The organism is Kocuria varians, from assembly GCF_006539885.1.
Taxonomy (GTDB): domain Bacteria; phylum Actinomycetota; class Actinomycetes; order Actinomycetales; family Micrococcaceae; genus Kocuria; species Kocuria varians.
Map to the genome: position 1 here is coordinate 1 of NZ_BJNW01000005.1, position 17,112 is coordinate 17,112.

The following is a 17,112-nucleotide window of genomic DNA, read 5'->3' on the forward strand; positions in this document are numbered from 1 at the left end:
CCTACACGCGGTGGCTCCATCACTACAATCACCACAGACCCCACACCGGCATCGGCGGCCAAACACCCTCACAACGCGTTCACAACGTCGCGGGGAAGTACAGCTAGACCTCGGAGCGCGCCGTCTCGTCGAGCCACGGGGCGCGCATCGACGCCGGGCCCAGGTCTGCGATGGAACCGGCACCCATGAGCATCATGTCCGTGCGGATCTGCGCCTCGAGCAGCTCGATCACGCGGGAGACCCCCTGCTCGCCACCGGCCATGAGTCCGTACAGGTACGCCCGCCCGATCAGCACGAAGTCCGCCCCCGCGCACAGGGCGGTGACCACGTCCGCGCCGGAGAGCACACCGGAGTCCAGGATCAGGGGGACGTCCGGTCCAACCTCCTCGCGCACCCCCGGCAGGGAGGTCAGCGCCACGGGGGCGCGGTCCAGCTGGCGGCCGCCGTGGTTGGAGACCACCAGGCCGTCCGCGCCCACGCCCATGGCCCGCCGGGCGTCCTCGCGCGTGAGGATGCCCTTCACGAAGAGCTGGCCGTCCCAGTGCTCACGGATCCACGCGAGGTCGTCCAGGTCCAGACCCGGGTCGAACATGGACGAGATCAGGTCCGCCAGCGTGGACGAGGTGTTGGAGAGCGAGGCGAACTTCAGCGAGTCCGTGGTGAGGAAGTTGAACCACCACTCGGGCCGGTAGGAGGCGTCCAGCACGGTCGCGGCGGTCAGGCGTGGCGGGATCACCATGCCGTTGCGCACGTCGCGCAGCCGCTGCCCCGGAACGGGGGTGTCCACCGTGACGAGCAGCGTGCGCACCCCGGCGGCCTTCGCGCGCTGGATCAGGTCCAGGGACGCCGCGTGGTCGCGCCACAGGTACAGCTGGAACCACCTCTCGGCGTCCGGTGCGGCGTCGTTGACCTCCTCGATGGAGCGCGTGCCCATGGTGGAGAGCGAGAACGGGATCCCGGCGCGCTCGGCCGCGCGGACTCCCCCGATCTCCCCCTCCGCGTGCATGAACCGGGTGAAGCCGGTGGGCGCAATCCCGAACGGCAGGGCGCTGCGGAACCCGGCGATCTCCGTGCTCAGGTCCGCGGCGTCCGTGCCGTGCAGGATCTTCGGCAGCAGCTCCACGGACTCGAAGGCCTCGCGGCTGCGGCGGTACGTCAGTTCCTGGCCGGCCGCGCCGTCCACGTAGTCGAAGGCGGGTTTCGGGGTGCGACGCCGCGCGATCCGCCGCAGTGCCTCGACGTCCGCGGCCTTCGCGAGCCGGGCCGCGCGACGGTCCGGGTTGAACGAGCCGAACTGCATGAGCGGCTTGAGCTCCGAGAGCTGGGGCAGGTGACGTTTCACGAGTCCTCCGGTGGTCGCGGTACGGGAACATCTGTCACCCTCCATACTGGCGCGCCCGCGCTGGGAGCGCAATGACGAACGGCACGGCACCGACCGTGTGGTCGTGTGCCGTGCCGTTCACCAGTGTCCGGGGACGGGACCTCAGATGTTGAAGCCCAGGGCGCGCATCTGGTCGCGGCCGTCCTCCGTGATCCGCTCCGGACCCCACGGGGGCATCCAGATCCAGTTCACGTGCCACTCGTCGACCGCCGGTGCCAGGTTCTGGGCCACCTGCTCCTCGATGACGTCCTGCAGCGGGCAGGCCGCCGTGGTCAGGGTCATGTCGAGGCGCAGGGAGGCGTCGTCCTGGTACTGCAGGCCGTACAGCAGCCCGAGGTCCACGATGTTCACGCCCAGCTCGGGGTCGATCACGTTCTTCAGCAGATCCGTGATCTCCTCCAGGGATGCCTGGCCCTGGGGGCCGGACTCCTGGGCGGGAGCGGTCTCTGTGGAATCACTCATGGCGTCCTCCTCCGGTGTCGTGTGCGGGGTCTACTTGGCCGCGGCCTGCACGTAGCGGTCGTAGCCCTCGTTCTCGAGCTGCTCCGCGAGCTCGGGCCCGCCCTGGTCCACCACGCGGCCGTCCGAGAACACGTGCACGAACTGCGGCTTGATGTAGCGCAGGATGCGCGTGTAGTGCGTGATGAGCATGATGCCCGTGTTGTCGTTCTCCAGGGCGCGGTTGACGCCCTCGGAGACGATCTTCAGGGCGTCCACGTCGAGGCCGGAGTCGGTCTCGTCGAGCAGCGCAATCTTCGGCTTGAGGATCTCGAGCTGCAGGATCTCGTGACGCTTCTTCTCGCCACCGGAGAAGCCCTCGTTCACGTTGCGCTGGAGCATGTCGGTGTCGATCTTCAGCTGCTCCATGTGCGAGCGGACGTCCTTGGTCCACGTGCGCAGGGAGGGGGCCTCGCCGTCGACGGCCGTCTTGGCCGAGCGCAGGAAGTTCGAGGTGGTCACGCCGGGGATCTCCACCGGGTACTGCATGGCCAGGAAGAGGCCGGCGCGGGCGCGCTCGTCCACGGACATGGCCAGCACGTCCTGGCCGTCCAGGGTCACGGAACCGGAGTCGACCTGGTACTTGGGGTGGCCGGCGATCGTGGAGGCCAGCGTGGACTTGCCCGAGCCGTTGGGGCCCATGATCGCGTGCACCTCACCGGAGTTGATGGTCAGGTTCACGCCCTTGAGGATGGGCTTGGTGGACTCGTCGTCCAGGATGACGGACGCGTGGAGGTCCTTGATCTCCAGAGTGGACATGTGGTGTTTCTCCTTGTGGTCGTGGGCACCCGCCCCGTTCGGGGACCGGGGTGCGACGTTCGTGGGTGAGGGCGACGGCGCGGTGCCGGGGCTCAGTTCTCGGTGCGGGCGAGCTCGTCCTCGAGGGACGCGCGCAGCTGCTCCTCGAGGGCCTCGACGCCCACCTGCTGGATGATCTCGAACAGGAACCCGCGGACCACCAGGCGGCGTGCCTGGTCCTCCGGGATGCCGCGGGACATCAGGTAGTACAGGTGCTCGTCGTCCAGCTGACCCGTGGTGGACGCGTGACCCGCGCCGGCGATCAGACCGGTCTCGATCTCCAGGTTCGGCACCGAGTCCATGCGCGGGCCGTCGTTGAGGATCAGGTTGCGGTTGAGCTCGTACGTGTCCGTACCCTCGGCCTCAGCGCGGATCAGGACGTCCCCGACCCACACGCCGTGGGCGTTCTCGCCCTGCAGCGCGGACTTGTAGTTCACGCGCGAGCGGCAGCGCGGCACCGAGTGGTCCACGAACAGGCGGGACTCCAGGTGCTGGCCCTCGTCCACGAACGTGAGGCCGTACATGGCCACGTCGCCGCCGGTGGCCGTGAAGCGGGTGGAGGGGGTCACGCGCACGAGGTCCCCTCCCAGGCTCACGAGCACGTGCTTGAACGTGGCGTCCTTGCCCAGCTTCGCCTGCTGCGAGGAGGCGTGCACGGAGTCGTCCGTCCACTCCTGCAGCGAGACCACGGTGAGGTTGGCGCCGTCGCCCACGGAGAACTCGACGTTCTGGGAGAGCACGGCGGTGCCCACGTGGCGCAGCACCACGAGCGCGTGGGAGTTCGTCCCGGCGTCGACCACCACGTGCTGGGCGGCCGGCTGCTCGGACTCGCCCGTGAACGTGACGATCACGGGCTCGGAGACCTCGGTGTCGCGCGGGACCGAGATGACGGTGGCCTCGCGGAACGCGGACCACGCGTTCGCGGAGACCCGGTCCTCGGGGATCCCGGCGGAGCCGATGCGCTCGTCGTCGCGCGGCACCGAGGTGATCTCCACGGCGTCGTCCCCCGTCACGGAGACCGCCGGAGCGGGCCCGTCCAGGGTGGAGTCATCGAGACCGCGCAGGCGCTTGAGCGGGGTGAACCGCCAGTCCTCGAGCTTGGTGGTCAGGGGCGGGAAGTCCGCGACGTCGTAGGACGTGAACCGCCCGGCGCGCGAGGAGTCCGGCACGCCGGAGATGTCACCGTGCTCCGTGTGCCTGATCTCGGGTTCACCGGCCTGGTTGCGGCCTTCCTGCAGGGTCTCGCCCTCCTGGCTCATGCCGGGGATGGCCACGCGGTCCTCACCGGTGGGGACCCCGTCCACCTCCTCGGTGGTGTCCTGGCTGTCGCGGGCGGTCTGATCAGTGGTGGACATATCAGCCAACGGATCCTTCCATTTGAAGTTCGATGAGACGGTTGAGCTCGAGCGCGTACTCCATGGGCAGCTCGCGGGCGATCGGCTCGACGAAGCCGCGCACGATCATCGCCATGGCCTCCTCCTCCGGCATGCCCCGCTGCATCAGGTAGAACAGCTGCTCCTCCGAGACGCGGGAGACCGTGGCCTCGTGGCCCATGGTGACGTCGTCCTCGCGGATGTCCACGTACGGGTAGGTGTCCGAGCGGGAGATCGTGTCCACCAGCAGGGCGTCGCACACCACGTTGGACTTCGAGTGGGTGGCGCCCTCGCGCACCTGCACCAGACCGCGGTAGGCCGAGCGGCCGCCGTTGCGGGCCACCGACTTGGAGACGATCGAGGAGGACGTGTTAGGCGCGATGTGCACCATCTTGGAGCCGGTGTCCTGGTGCTGGTTCTCGCCGGCGAAGGCGATGGACAGGGTCTCGCCGCGGGCGTGCTCACCGGTCATGTACACCGCGGGGTACTTCTGGGTGACCTTGGAGCCGATGTTGCCGTCGATCCACTCCATGGTGGCGCCCTCGTGCGCGATCGCACGCTTGGTCACCAGGTTGTACACGTTGTTGGACCAGTTCTGGATGGTCGTGTACCGGACGCGGGCGTTCTTCTTGCAGATGATCTCCACCACGGCGGAGTGCAGCGAGTCCGTCTTGTAGATCGGGGCGGTGCAGCCCTCGATGTAGTGGACGTAGGAGTCCTCGTCCGCGATGATCAGCGTGCGCTCGAACTGGCCCATGTTCTCCGTGTTGATGCGGAAGTAGGCCTGCAGCGGGATGTCCACGTGCACGCCCTTGGGCACGTACACGAACGAGCCGCCGGACCACACGGCCGTGTTCAGCGCGGCGAACTTGTTGTCGCCCACGGGGATCACGGTGCCGAAGTACTCCTCGAAGAACTCGGGGTGCTCCTTCAGCGCGGTGTCCGTGTCCATGAAGATCACGCCCTGGGCCTCGAGGTCCTCGCGGATCTGGTGGTAGACCACCTCGGACTCGTACTGCGCGGCCACGCCGGCCACGAGCCGGTTGCGCTCGGCCTCGGGGATGCCGAGCTTCTCGTACGTGTTGCGGATGTCGTCCGGCAGCTCCTCCCAGGAGCCCGCCTGCTGCTCCGTGGAGCGCACGAAGTACTTGATGTTGTCGAAGTCGATCCCGGAGAGGTCCGCGCCCCACGTGGGCATGGGCTTGCGGTCGAAGAACTTCAGACCCTTCAGCCGCAGCTTGGTCATCCACTCCGGCTCGCTCTTCTTGGCCGAGATGTCCCGGACGACGTCCTCGTTGATGCCGCGGCGTGCCGAGGCGCCGGCGTCGTTCTTGTCGGACCAGCCGTACTGGTACTGTCCGATCCCCTCGAGCTCCGGGTTCATCTCCAGGATCTCGGAAATCGTGGTGTCGCCTGTCGTGTTGCCCGCGGAGTCCGCGGCAGCGATGCGCTCGGTCATGACAACCCTCCCTGTTGTGCGCTTGTGTGGTTGGTGGAAAGCGTGGATGCCGCGCTGCGCAGCTGCAGCGGGACGTGTGTGGTGCAGACGTGCGCACCCGCGGCCATGGTGGAGAGCCTGCGGACGTCCACGTCCAGCAGCTCGGAGATCATCTCGGTCTCCTGCTCGCAGAACTCGGGGTGCTCGTGGGCGATCTCCTGGATCGGGCAGTGGCCCTGGCACAGCTGGGCGGAGCGCAGCGTCACGCCGCGGGGCCCGCGCGGGGTCACCGTGGTGTGGGACGCCACGAAGCCGTCGCGGCTCAGGGCGGCGGTGAGCGCGTTGAGCCGGTCCTCGACGTCGGGCCCGGCGGACTCGACCTGCGGCCGGTAGCGCTCGCGCATGCGGTCGAAGTGGTCCGAGACGAAGGCGCGGACGAGGTCCTCGCCGCCCACGCGCTGCATCGTGCCGATCGCGTTGCGCGCGAGCCCCAGGTAGTCGGTCCCCAGCTGCTCGTGGCCGCCGGGTGCGACGACGTAGCGGCGCGCCGGGCGTCCCGCGCCGGAGCGGGCGCCCCGCACAAACGAGACCTCGATGATCTGCTCGGCCTCGAGCGCGTCCAGGTGGCGGCGGACCGCCGCGGGTGTCAGACCCAGGTCCTTGGCGATCTGTGCCGCCGCGATGGGGCCGTGGGCGAGCACCAGCGAGAGCACCCGCGAACGGGTGGTGTCATCCTGGTCCGTGCGGACCGCGGGTGTGCGGTCCGTGGCAGGTGAACTCATGCTCAGTGGTACTTCCTTCGGGGACGTCGTGCGTGGGAGAACGGGGTGCGGCGGGGGCGGCCTGCGCACCTGTCTGCTCCGGGGCGTGGCGCCTCGCAGAAGACACGCAATACACAACGAGCGTATGCGGTATTCCATTCCCGTCAAAAACGGTCCGGCCCCTCTCGCGCCCTCTCGCGCGCGCGTGAGCCGCACCGGCGGATGGGTCCAGCCGAGGGGACACGGCCCGCGTGCCACGGCTCGCGGCAACGGCCGGCCCCGAGGTTCTAGACTGACCGGGTGCAGATGCCGTCCGAACCCGCCCTCGCCCCTCACACGCCCTCCCCCGGCCCGGCCACCGCGGCTCTGCAGGTGGACGGTCTGGTGAAGACGTTCGAGGGTCGCGGCGAACCCGTGCAAGCGGTCCGGGGGCTGAGCATGGCGGCCCACCACGGGCGGATCACCGCCCTGCTCGGCGCCAACGGGGCCGGCAAGACCACCACCCTGCAGTGCGCCCAGGGACTGCAGCGTCCCACGTCCGGCACCGTGCGGCTGCTGGGTGAGGACCCCTGGCAGGCCTCCGCCGATCTGCGCGCGCGTGTGGGCGTCATGCTCCAGGACGGCGGGCTCCCCCAGTCGGTGCGTCCGGGCGAGCTGCTGCGCCACGTCAGCCGGCTCTACGCGGACCCCGCCCCCGTGGACGAGCTCGTGGAGCGGCTGGGCATCGGCTCCTTCCTGGGAACTGGCATCCGCCGCCTCTCGGGTGGTCAGAAGCAGCGTGTGGCCCTGGCCGCCGCCCTCGTAGGCCGCCCGGACGTCCTCTTCCTGGACGAGCCCTCCGCGGGGTTGGACCCGCGCTCGCGCAACATCGTCTTCGAGCTCGTGCGGCAGCTGCGCGACTCCGGCGTGTGCATCATCCTGACCACCCACCTCATGGACGACGCCGCCCGGCTCGCCGACTATGTCTACATCGTCAACAGCGGCACCGTGGCCGCCCAGGGCACCGTGGCCGAGCTCGTGAGCGCCGAGCAGGAGGCACCGCTCGTGATGACCGTGACCCTTGCACCGCAGCAGGCCCACCGCCTGCGCGACGACCCACCCTGGCGCACCCCGCGCTTCGCCGACGTCGAGTGGAGCGTCAAGGACCGCACCGTGGTCCTCACGGGCCCCCTGGACGCCGCACGCGTCCGCGAGGTCACGCAGTGGGCCACCCTGCACGACCACCTGCCGGAGGCGCTGAGCGTGCAACCCCGATCCCTCGAGGACGTCTTCCTGGAAGTCTCCGGGCGTGATGCCCGGTGAACCGCGAGAACCTGGACGAGAAGCAGGCCGTTTCCGCGGACGGCACGCGCGGTGCGGGCAGCCCGACGCACGACGGCGCCGCGGGCCCCCGGGCGGCGTCGTTGACCCGGCGCGTGCTCGCGCAGGCGCGGTTCGAGACCGTGACCATGGTTCGCAACGGCGAGCAGCTGCTGCTGCTCGTGATCCTGCCGGTCATGGCGCTCGTGGCGCTGACCATGACGGATCTGCTGGACCCGTACCGCACGGACGGTGCCTCGCGCGTGGACGTGGCGGTGCCCGGGATCCTGGTGCTGTGCGTGATCTCCAGCGCCTTCTCCGGCCAGGGCATCCAGACCGGATTCGACCGCCGCTACGGGGTGCTGCGCTATCTCTCCACCACGCCACTGGGGCGCTCGGGGCTGATCGCGGGGAAGTTCCTGGCGATCATGGCGGTGCTCGTCCTGCAGTACGTCATCATCGCGGTCGTGGCGGTCTTCCTGGGCTGGCAGCCGCCCGTGCTCGCGGTGGTGGGCTCGATCCCGCTGCTGGTGCTGGTGGCGGTCTCGTTCACGGGCCTGGGCATGCTGATCGCCGGAACCCTGCGCGCCGAGGCGACCCTCGCCGTGCTCAACGTCGTGTGGGTGGCCCTGGCCGCCGGTGGCGGTGTGCTGTTCCCGCTCACCACCCTGCCCGCGTGGGCCTCGTGGTGCGTGCAGTGGTTGCCCTCCGCCGCGGCGGGCGAGCTGATGCGCGAGTGCTTCCTGGGAAGCACCACCACGTTCGTCCCCCTGCTCGTGCTTGGGGCCTGGGCGGTGCTCAGCTGGGCCGCCACGGTCAAGTGGTTCAAGTGGGTCTGAGCACACCCCGCTGAGCCCGTGCCGCCGGGGGTCCGCGAGCCTCCCCTCGGTACACTGGGAGGGACTCGTACCCTCTGCCCCTGGATGCACCGCTCATGTCTGATCTCACCCGTCCCACCGCTGCCGACTCCTTCTGGTGGCCCCGTACCGTGACCCCGTGGGTGCGCGGTCTGGCGGTGGCCTCCCTGCTCACGAACTCGCTGCTGATCCTCACCGGCGGACTCGTGCGGCTCACCGGTTCGGGCCTCGGCTGCCCCACGTGGCCTCGCTGCTCGCCGGACTCCTGGACCAACACGCAGGAGATGGGCATCCACGGCATCATCGAGTTCGGCAACCGCCTGCTCACGTTCGTGCTGGCGGTCGTCGCGGTGCTGATGTTCCTGTCCGTGATGCGGATGTTCCGCTCGCACCCCAAGCTGTTCTGGCTCGCCCTCGCGCTGGGCGTGGGCATCCCGCTGCAGGCGGTCGTGGGTGGCATCACCGTGCTCGTGGGCCTGCACCCGCTGATGGTCGGTGTCCACTACCTGATCTCCGCGGCCATGATCTCGCTGTCCACGCTGCTCGTGCTCAACACGCGGCGTGAAAGCCTCTCCGCCGTGGCCCTCGAGCAGCGCCCGGGTCAGCTGCGCTCCTCCCGCACCGCGGTGCGCGTCCTGGCCGTGCTCGTGGGTGTGCTGAGCTCGGTGATCCTCTACCTGGGCACGCTCGTCACGGGCACGGGCGTCCACGCCGGTGACGACTCCAGCGCGCGTCTCGCGTTCAACTCGGTGGACATCACGCGCGCGCACGCCGTGCCGGTCTACCTGCTGACCTTCACCGTGGTGGCCGGGATCGTCCTGTGCCTCGTGAAGCAGTTGCCCCGTGTGCTGCGCAACGCCTACCTGATCATGGCCGGGATCATCGTGGCCCAGGGTCTCGTGGGCTACTACCAGTACTTCAACCACGTGCCGGTGCCCGCCGTGGCGCTGCACATGGTGCTCTCCGCCGTGCTGATCTGGGGCGCCACACGCGTGGTCTCGTTCTCGTTCTACCTGGCGCAGGACCAGCACGAGCACGCCGCGCCGGTGGACTTCTCCACGGTCTCGGACGACGACGCCGCCGTCCAGCCCGTGCGCTGAGTCGTCGCCGCCCCGCTGCCGGGACGGGCGGTCATCCTGCCGCGCGGCCGGTTGCGGGCCCTGAAGGTGACCGCCCCTCGATGTGACCCGGAGTGGGACGGCTCAGAGCGACGTCGCCGTGGGTGCCTCCGCGCGGAGCTGATCGACCGCCTGGGCCAGCGCATTCTTGCTGTGGGACGGGATGGGCAGCAGGGGCCGCCGCGGGGCACTGGTGCGCACACCGCAGACCTCCGCCAGCGCGTAGAGCACGGACAGCGGCCGTTCGTGGCCCATCAGCTGCATGAGGGGACGCAGCGCGCGGCTCCACGCCGCCGCGTCGTCCACGCGGCCCTCGCCGACCGCCCGGTGGAACGCGACGAACTCCGGCGCGAGCAGCGCCGCCATGCCGCTGTGCCACGCGGCGTCCGGGTACTCGTCCACGATCAGCTGGTCCCGGCTCACGCCGTGCACGGTTCCCGGTTCGGACTGCTGCGCGAAGAGCAGCTGGCGCGAGTGGAAAAGCCTGCCGGATGCGGCGGTGTCCTTGAACGCGACCACGTTGTCGAGCCAGGACAGCTCCGCGGCGAGCTCCACCGGGTACGTGAAGCCCGTGGTGGAGGGATTGTTGTAGAGGCACAGCGGGAGGGAGACGGCGGAGGCGACCGTCTCGACCTGGTCCGCGATCTCCTGTGACACGAGCGGGATGTAGCTCACCGGGCTCAGCACGAGGCCGTCCGCTCCGTTGTTCTCGGCGGAGTACGCGAGCTGGAGCACCTCGCGGGTGGTGATGGCGGAGATCCCCACGCCCACGGGGACACCGGAACCGGCGGCGGCCCGCACCGCCGTGCGCACGACCTCCGCGCGTTCCTGGGCGTCCAGGTACGCGAAGAGACCGGACGTTCCGAGAACCACCACGCCGTCGACACCGCTGCGCGCGATCCGGGCCACGGAGCACTCGAGTGAATCGAGGTCCAGGGCCCCGCCGGGCTGCAGGGGGGTCACGGGATAGGCGGTCACACCGGAGAAGGTCATGGGCAGCATGCCATCAGTTTAGGTGACCCTAACCGCTGGCCGGCATCAACCGAACGGTGGATGCCCTGCCACTTCGTCGGGCGCGGGACCCGGAGGGCGTGGGGCTCAGCGGTGCCCCGGTCCCGGCAGAACGCGGCGCCGCGGTCCCGCAACGACAAGGCCCCCGCGACCGCAGCGGTCACGGGGGGGCTCGGACGAGGGTGCCTTAGAAGATGGGGCCGCCCATGAACGGGTCCAGCGCCACGCCCACGAACACGAACGTGATGTAGGCGATGGAGCCGTGGAAGACGTACATGGCCTGCTTGAGGGTGGGCTTGCCTGCCGTGGCGAGGCCGTAGAGCTTGTGGCAGTGGTAGGTGAACCAGCCGCCGGAGACCAGGGCGATGATGCCGTACACCCAGCCCGCACCGCCCACGGGGATCAGCAGCAGCGAGCAGATCACGGTGGCCCATGCGTAGAGCACCACCTGGGCGCCCACGGTGCGCGCGGTGTCCACGGCCCCGAGCATGGGAACGCCGGCGCGGGAGTAGTCCTCCGCGTACTTCATGGACAGCGGCCAGTAGTGCGGGGGCGTCCACAGGAAGATGAACATGAAGAGCACCAGGGCCGGCCACTCGAGGGTGCCGCGCACGGCTGCCCAGCCGATCAGCACGGGCATGCACCCGGCGAGCCCGCCCCACACGATGTTCTGGGCCGTGCGGCGCTTGAGGACGATGGAGTAGAAGACCGCGTAGAGCGCGATGGCCACCACTCCCAGCACGCCGCACAGGACGCTCACACCCAGGGTCAGCCAGGCGACGGCCACGGCGGAGAGCAGCCACGCGAAGACCAGGGCCTCACGGTCGCTGACCTCGCCGGTCACGAGGGGCCGTTTGGCCGTGCGGCGCATCAGCCGGTCCTCGTTGCGGTCGATGTAGCAGTTGAACGCCCCGGCGGCTCCGGCGGCGAGCGTGCCGCCGATCAGCGTGTTGAGCACGAGCCACAGGTTCGGTACGCCCTGCTGGGCGAAGAACATGGTGGGGATGGTGGCCACGAGCAGCAGCTCGATGATCCGGGGCTTCGTCAGCGCAACGTACGCCTTGACCTTGCGGCCCACGGTCATCGGTCCCTCGTAGCCCACGGGAGCGACCTCCGCGATGCGGGCGCCGGCTGCTCCGTGGCCGTGCGACGCCGAGGCTCCTGAGGGTTCCGGGTGCGTCGCGGTGTCGAGGTGATTCACGGAATCGATGCTCCAAAGAACGGTGGTGTCCCACCCGTGGGCGGAATGGTCCGGGCGGGGCGAGACGGGCTCGCGCCGACACCCGGTCAGCAGTATAGCCGTCGAGGCTCCAAAAGGCCCTCGTGATGAAGCCCACGATGAGCCGTGAGCGATCAACCCGTGGGACGTCCCTGACGCGCGCGGCCCCCGCGGACTAAGGTTGAGCGCGGAACAGGCGTTCCGGCACGCCCGGTGATCGACGATGCCGCCGGCCGGACGCCCCGCACCATCCACTCCCAGGAAAGGGGCTCGCCACCGTGCCGAACCTTGAGCAACCGTTGAACTGGACCGAACAGGACGCCCGTGCGGTGGACACCGCCCGAGTCCTCGCCGCGGACGCCGTGCAGAAGGTCGGCAACGGCCACCCCGGCACGGCCATGTCCCTGGCCCCCGTGGCGTACCTGCTCTTCCAGAAGGTGATGCGCCACGACCCGTCGGACGACCGCTGGACCGGCCGCGACCGCTTCATCCTCTCCCCCGGCCACACCTCCCTGACGCTGTACCTGCAGCTGTTCTTCTCCGGCTACGGCCTGGAGATGGAGGACCTGGAGTCGCTGCGCACGTGGGGCTCCAAGGTCCCCGGCCACCCCGAGTACCGCCACACCACCGGTGTGGAGATCACCACCGGTCCGCTCGGCCAGGGTCTCGCCTCCTCCGTGGGCTTCGGCTACGCGCAGCGCTACACCCGCGGCCTCTTCGACGCCGACGCCCCCGCGGGCCAGTCCCCGTTCGACCACCACGTGTTCGTGATCGCCTCCGACGGCGACCTCCAGGAGGGCATCACCTCCGAGGCCTCCTCGCTCGCGGGCACGCAGGAGCTCGGCAACCTCGTGGTGATCTACGACGACAACAAGATCTCCATCGAGGACGACACCAACGTGGCGTTCAACGAGGACGTCCTCGGGCGCTACGCCGCCTACGGCTGGGACACCGCCCGCGTGGACTGGCGCAACGGCGGGGAGTACAAGGAGGACGTCGAGGCGCTCTACGACGCGATCGTGGCGGCCACGAAGGTCACCGACAAGCCCTCGATCATCGCCCTGAGCACGATCATCGGCTGGCCCTCCCCCAACAAGCAGAACACCAGCGGCGTGCACGGCTCGGCGCTCGGCGCGGACGAGGTCGCCGCCACGAAGAAGGTTCTCGGCTTCGACCCGGAGAAGTCCTTCCAGATCGAGCCGGAGATCCTCGCCCACGTGCGCGAGGTCGCCGAGCGCGGCAAGCAGGAGCGCGCCGAGTGGGAGAAGTCCTTCCAGGCGTGGCGCGAGGCCAACCCCGAGAAGGCCGAGCTCTACGACCGGATCAAGAACGAGGAGCTGCCGCGGGACTACAAGGCCGCGTTCCCCACGTTCCCGGTGGGCAAGGCCGTGGCCTCCCGCAAGGCCTCCGGCGAGGTCATCAACGCCATCGCGGACACCTTCCCGGAGCTGTGGGGCGGTTCCTGCGACCTCGCGGGCTCCAACAACACGACCATCGAGAGCGCGGACTCCTTCATCCCGGAGAGCCGCTCGACCGCCAAGTGGCACGGCTCCCCGTACGGCCGGGTGCTGCACTTCGGCATCCGTGAGCACGCGGCGGCCGCGATCGTCAACGGCATCGTGATGAGCAGCCAGACCCGCGCGTTCTCCGGGACGTTCCTGATCTTCTCGGACTACCAGCGCCCGTCCGTGCGCCTGGGTGCCCTCATGAAGGTCCCCTCGATCTACGTGTGGACCCACGACTCGATCGGTCTCGGCGAGGACGGCCCCACGCACCAGCCCGTGGAGCAGCTCTCCGCGCTGCGCGCGATCCCGGGGCTCGACGTCGTCCGCCCCGCGGATGCCAACGAGACCTCGGTGGCGTGGCGCACCATCCTGGAGCAGCACGATCACCCCGCCGGTCTCGCGCTGACCCGCCAGGACCTGCCCACGATCCCGCGCGAGGACCTGCACCCCGAGCACGACGGCGAGAAGTTCGCCTCCGCCGAGGGCGTGGCCCGCGGCGGCTACGTGATCGCGGACACTGAGGGCACCCCGGACGTCGTGCTCATCGCCACCGGCTCCGAGGTGCAGCTCGCCCTCGAGTCCCGCGAGCAGCTCGCCGCCAAGGGGATCGCGGCCCGCGTGGTCTCCATGCCGTGCCGTGAGTGGTTCGACGCCCAGGACGAGCAGTACCGCAACTCCGTGATCCCCCGGGACGTCAAGGCGCGCGTCAGCGTCGAGGCGGGGATCCGGATGTCCTGGAACGACCTGCTGGGCGACGCCGGCCGTGCCGTCTCGCTCGAGCACTTTGGCGAGTCCGCGGACTACCAGACGCTCTACCGCGAGTTCGGCATCACCACCGACGCCGTGACGAGCGCCGCCGAGGAGTCCATCGCCGCCGCGCGGTGATCCTCCACCACACCCGAGCGTCGTGGGCGGGGTTCCGGCCCCGCCCACGACCGACCAGACCTTCCCTCTCACGAAGCGAGGACGCAGACATGACCACCCCCACCCAGAAGCTCTCCGACGCCGGTGTCTCCATCTGGCTCGACGACCTCTCCCGGCAGCGCCTCACGAGCGGCAACCTGCAGGAGCTGATCGACACCAAGAACGTGGTGGGCGTGACCACCAACCCCACGATCTTCGCCGCCGCGCTGGCCAACGGCGAGTCCTACCGCGAGCAGGTCGCAGAGCTCGCCGCCCAGGGCGCCTCGGTCGACGACGCCGTCTTCCGCATCACCACGGACGACGTCCGCGACGCGTGCGACCTCTTCGCCCCCGTGGCTGAGGCCACCCAGGGCGTGGACGGCCGCGTGTCCATCGAGGTGGACCCCCGCCTCGCGCAGGACGCGGACGCGACCTCGGCCATGGCGCAGAAGCTCTCGCAGACCATCGACCGCCCGAACGCGCTCATCAAGATCCCCGCGACCGAGAAGGGCCTGCCCTCCATTGCCGCGACGATCGCCGAGGGCATCTCCGTGAACGTCACGCTGATCTTCTCGCTCGAGCGCTACCGCGGTGTCATCAACGCGTATATGGAGGGTCTGGAGCGCGCCCTGGAGAACGGCAAGGACCTCTCCACGATCCACTCCGTGGCGTCCTTCTTCGTCTCGCGCGTGGACACCGAGATCGACAAGCGCCTCGCCGCCGTGGGCTCCGCCGAGGCGGCCTCCCTCACGGGCAAGGCGGGCCTCGCGAACGCACGGCTCGCGTACCAGGTGTACGAGGAGTCCCTGCAGACCGAGCGCTGGCAGCGTCTCGCCTCCGCCGGTGCCAACGCCCAGCGCCCCCTGTGGGCCTCGACCGGCGTCAAGGACCCGAACCTGCCGGACACGCTCTACGTGACCGAGCTCGTGGCCCCGAACACGGTCAACACCATGCCGGAGAAGACCCTCGACGCCACGTACGACCACGCGGACGTCAAGGGTGACACCGTCACCGGCACGTACGAGGAGTCCAACGAGGTCCTGGACGCGATCGCCCAGCAGGGCGTGTCCTACCAGGAGGTCGTGGAGCTGCTCGAGGCCGAGGGCCTGGAGAAGTTCGAGAAGTCCTGGGAGGAGCTGCTCGCGACCGTGCGCACCGCGCTCGACGCCGCGAACTGATCCACTCCCCCGTCGCCCGCCGGTCGTGGGCGGGTCCCCGGACCTCCCACGACCGGCGGGCGACGAACCATCCCGCGAGCACCACCCCGGGCGGTGCCACGGACACGTCGCACTGCCCACACACCACGTTTGAGGAGGCTCTCCGTGAGCTCACTGTCATTGCAGGCCGCCGGTGCCGCACGAGAGGCGATCGACACCAACGTCCCCCGTCTGGTCTCCGAGAAGTTCGCGTCCAAGCTCTTCGCGCAGGATCCCACCCTGTGGGGCACCGCCGCGGAGGAGGAGGCCGCGGTCCGCCTCGGCTGGACCGACGCCGTGAACGTCTCCCGCCCGCTCGTCCCCGAGATCATGGAGCTGCGCGACGACTTCGCGCGCGAGGGTGTCACCCGCTTCGTGCTCGCGGGCATGGGCGGCTCCTCGCTCGCCCCGGAGGTCATCACCCGCAGCGCGGGCGTGGACCTCTTCGTGCTGGACTCCACGGATCCCGAGATGGTCACCAAGGCGCTCGAGGACCTCGAGCACACCGCGCTGATCGTCTCCTCCAAGTCCGGCTCCACGGTGGAGACGGACTCCGCGCGCCGAGTGTTCATCGACGCTTTCCAGCGCGCCGGGGTGGACGCCCCTTCGCGGATCGTGGTGGTCACGGACCCGGGCTCCCCCATGGACTCGGCCTCGCGTGAGGCGGGCTACCGCAAGACCTTCAACGCGGATCCGAACGTGGGCGGGCGCTTCTCCGCGCTCACGGCGTTCGGACTCGTGCCCTCCGGACTCGCCGGCGTGGACGTCGCGGCGCTGCTCGACGACGCCGAGGAGGCCGTCGAGATGCTGCGCGAGGACGACGAGAACAACATCGGCCTGCAGCTCGGTGCCGCCCTGGGCGGGACCTCGCCGCTGCGCGACAAGATCGTGCTCGTGAACCAGGGCGCGCCGTTCGTGGGCTTCGCGGACTGGGCGGAGCAGCTGATCGCCGAGTCCACCGGCAAGTCCGGCACGGGCTTGCTGCCCGTGGTCGTGCACGACGGCGCCCCCGAGCTGACCTCCGGCGCGTCGGACGTGCTGGTCGTCGCGCTCGTGGCTGAGGAGGACGTGGACCCCGAGCAGTCCGAGGGGGTGCGCGTGGCCGGTTCGCTGAGCGGCCTCATGATGGCCTTCGAGGTCGCGATCGCGGTGGCGGGCCACCTGCTGGGCATCGACCCGTTCAACCAGCCGGACGTCGAGTCCGCCAAGGCGGCAACACGCGAGCTTCTGGCCTCCAAGCCCGAGCCCTTACCCGCGGCCGCCACGGACGGGGAGATCGAGATCCGCGGCGCCGAGGACGTGCTGCGCGGTGCGACCACCGTGCCCGCGGCCCTCTCGGCGCTTCTGGAGCAGCTGCCTGAGGACGGCTATGTGAGCGTCCAGGCGTACTTCGACCGGCTCGGCTGGACCGAGCTGGAGTCCGTGCGGGACGTGCTGGCGCGGCGCACCGGGCGTCCCGTGACCTTCGGGTGGGGCCCGCGTTTCCTGCACTCCACCGGCCAGTACCACAAGGGCGGTCCCGCCAAGGGTGTCTACGTGCAGATCACTGCGGCCACGGACACGGACGTGGACATCCCCGGCATCCCCTTCACCTTCGGCGAGCTCATCAGCGCGCAGGCGGACGGGGACGCCACCGTGCTCGCCGAGCACCACCGCCCTGTCCTGCGGCTGCGGCTGCTGGATCGGGAGGCCGGGGTGGCCCAGCTGCTGCGCGCGGCGTCCGAGCTGTGATCCCCACCCGACAACCCGCGAACG

General features: G+C 69.8%; 15 protein-coding genes. 7 read left to right on the forward strand and 8 right to left on the reverse strand.

The genetic code is table 11. The features are described from left to right. A partial coding sequence (locus KVA01_RS03710; RefSeq protein WP_141268981.1) for an integrase core domain-containing protein occupies positions 1–107 on the forward strand: 107 nt, incomplete at its 5' end. On the opposite strand, the gene KVA01_RS03715 is transcribed toward KVA01_RS03710, so the two are convergent. The 6 genes from KVA01_RS03715 to KVA01_RS03740 form a co-directional block, all read right to left on the reverse strand. Continuing rightward, a complete protein-coding gene (locus tag KVA01_RS03715) occupies positions 104–1,342 on the reverse strand; it encodes an alpha-hydroxy acid oxidase (RefSeq protein WP_141268983.1) in 1,239 nt (412 codons plus the stop codon). The two genes, KVA01_RS03710 and KVA01_RS03715, sit on opposite strands and share 4 nt — an antisense overlap. Positions 1,343–1,483: 141 nt before the next feature. Next, positions 1,484–1,843: a metal-sulfur cluster assembly factor gene (locus KVA01_RS03720; protein WP_068467142.1), complete on the reverse strand. Its 360-nt coding sequence runs from the start codon at positions 1,841–1,843 to the stop codon at positions 1,484–1,486. 30 nt (positions 1,844–1,873) lie between these two features. Next, on the reverse strand, positions 1,874–2,638 hold the full coding sequence (sufC, locus tag KVA01_RS03725) for a Fe-S cluster assembly ATPase SufC (RefSeq protein ID WP_068467143.1): 765 nt from the start codon (positions 2,636–2,638) through the stop codon (positions 1,874–1,876). Positions 2,639–2,730: 92 nt separating this feature from the next. Continuing rightward, positions 2,731–4,032 (reverse strand): Fe-S cluster assembly protein SufD, encoded by a 1,302-nt coding sequence (sufD, locus tag KVA01_RS03730; protein ID WP_068467145.1) that lies wholly within the window; start codon positions 4,030–4,032, stop codon positions 2,731–2,733. A 1-nt stretch (position 4,033) separates the two neighbouring features. After that, positions 4,034–5,509: a Fe-S cluster assembly protein SufB gene (gene sufB, locus KVA01_RS03735; protein WP_068467148.1), complete on the reverse strand. Its 1,476-nt coding sequence runs from the start codon at positions 5,507–5,509 to the stop codon at positions 4,034–4,036. Further along, positions 5,506–6,270 carry a helix-turn-helix transcriptional regulator gene (locus KVA01_RS03740; RefSeq protein ID WP_068467150.1) on the reverse strand — a complete coding sequence of 255 codons (765 nt, stop codon included), beginning with the start codon at positions 6,268–6,270 and terminating at the stop codon, positions 5,506–5,508. The genes sufB and KVA01_RS03740 overlap by 4 nt, the downstream gene beginning before the upstream one ends. Before the next feature lie 285 nt (positions 6,271–6,555). Between KVA01_RS03740 and KVA01_RS03745 the strand changes: the two genes are divergently transcribed. The 3 genes from KVA01_RS03745 (at position 6,556) to KVA01_RS03755 (ending at position 9,505) form a co-directional block, all read left to right on the forward strand. Further along, positions 6,556–7,551 (forward strand): ABC transporter ATP-binding protein, encoded by a 996-nt coding sequence (locus tag KVA01_RS03745; RefSeq protein ID WP_068467232.1) that lies wholly within the window; start codon positions 6,556–6,558, stop codon positions 7,549–7,551. Positions 7,552–7,652: 101 nt separating this feature from the next. Then, positions 7,653–8,387 carry an ABC transporter permease gene (locus KVA01_RS03750; RefSeq protein WP_068467234.1) on the forward strand — a complete coding sequence of 245 codons (735 nt, stop codon included), beginning with the start codon at positions 7,653–7,655 and terminating at the stop codon, positions 8,385–8,387. A gap of 95 nt (positions 8,388–8,482) precedes the next feature. Beyond that, positions 8,483–9,505, forward strand: coding sequence for a COX15/CtaA family protein (locus KVA01_RS03755; protein WP_141268985.1), 1,023 nt, complete (start codon positions 8,483–8,485; stop codon positions 9,503–9,505). A gap of 102 nt (positions 9,506–9,607) precedes the next feature. On the opposite strand, the gene KVA01_RS03760 is transcribed toward KVA01_RS03755, so the two are convergent. Next, positions 9,608–10,525 carry a dihydrodipicolinate synthase family protein gene (locus KVA01_RS03760; RefSeq protein ID WP_141268987.1) on the reverse strand — a complete coding sequence of 306 codons (918 nt, stop codon included), beginning with the start codon at positions 10,523–10,525 and terminating at the stop codon, positions 9,608–9,610. A gap of 196 nt (positions 10,526–10,721) precedes the next feature. Beyond that, positions 10,722–11,618, reverse strand: coding sequence for a heme o synthase (locus tag KVA01_RS03765; protein WP_068467236.1), 897 nt, complete (start codon positions 11,616–11,618; stop codon positions 10,722–10,724). A 413-nt stretch (positions 11,619–12,031) separates the two neighbouring features. On the opposite strand from KVA01_RS03765, the gene tkt reads away from it, so the two are divergent. From tkt to KVA01_RS03780, 3 genes are all read left to right on the forward strand, one after another. Continuing rightward, complete coding sequence (gene tkt / locus KVA01_RS03770) at positions 12,032–14,143, forward strand: transketolase (protein WP_141268989.1); 2,112 nt, start codon at positions 12,032–12,034, stop codon at positions 14,141–14,143. 89 nt (positions 14,144–14,232) lie between these two features. Beyond that, positions 14,233–15,339 carry a transaldolase gene (tal, locus tag KVA01_RS03775; protein ID WP_068467158.1) on the forward strand — a complete coding sequence of 369 codons (1,107 nt, stop codon included), beginning with the start codon at positions 14,233–14,235 and terminating at the stop codon, positions 15,337–15,339. 144 nt (positions 15,340–15,483) lie between these two features. Then, entirely contained in the window at positions 15,484–17,088 is a 1,605-nt protein-coding gene (locus KVA01_RS03780) for a phosphoglucose isomerase-related protein (protein ID WP_068467160.1), read from the forward strand. Positions 17,089–17,112: the final 24 nt, after the last annotated feature.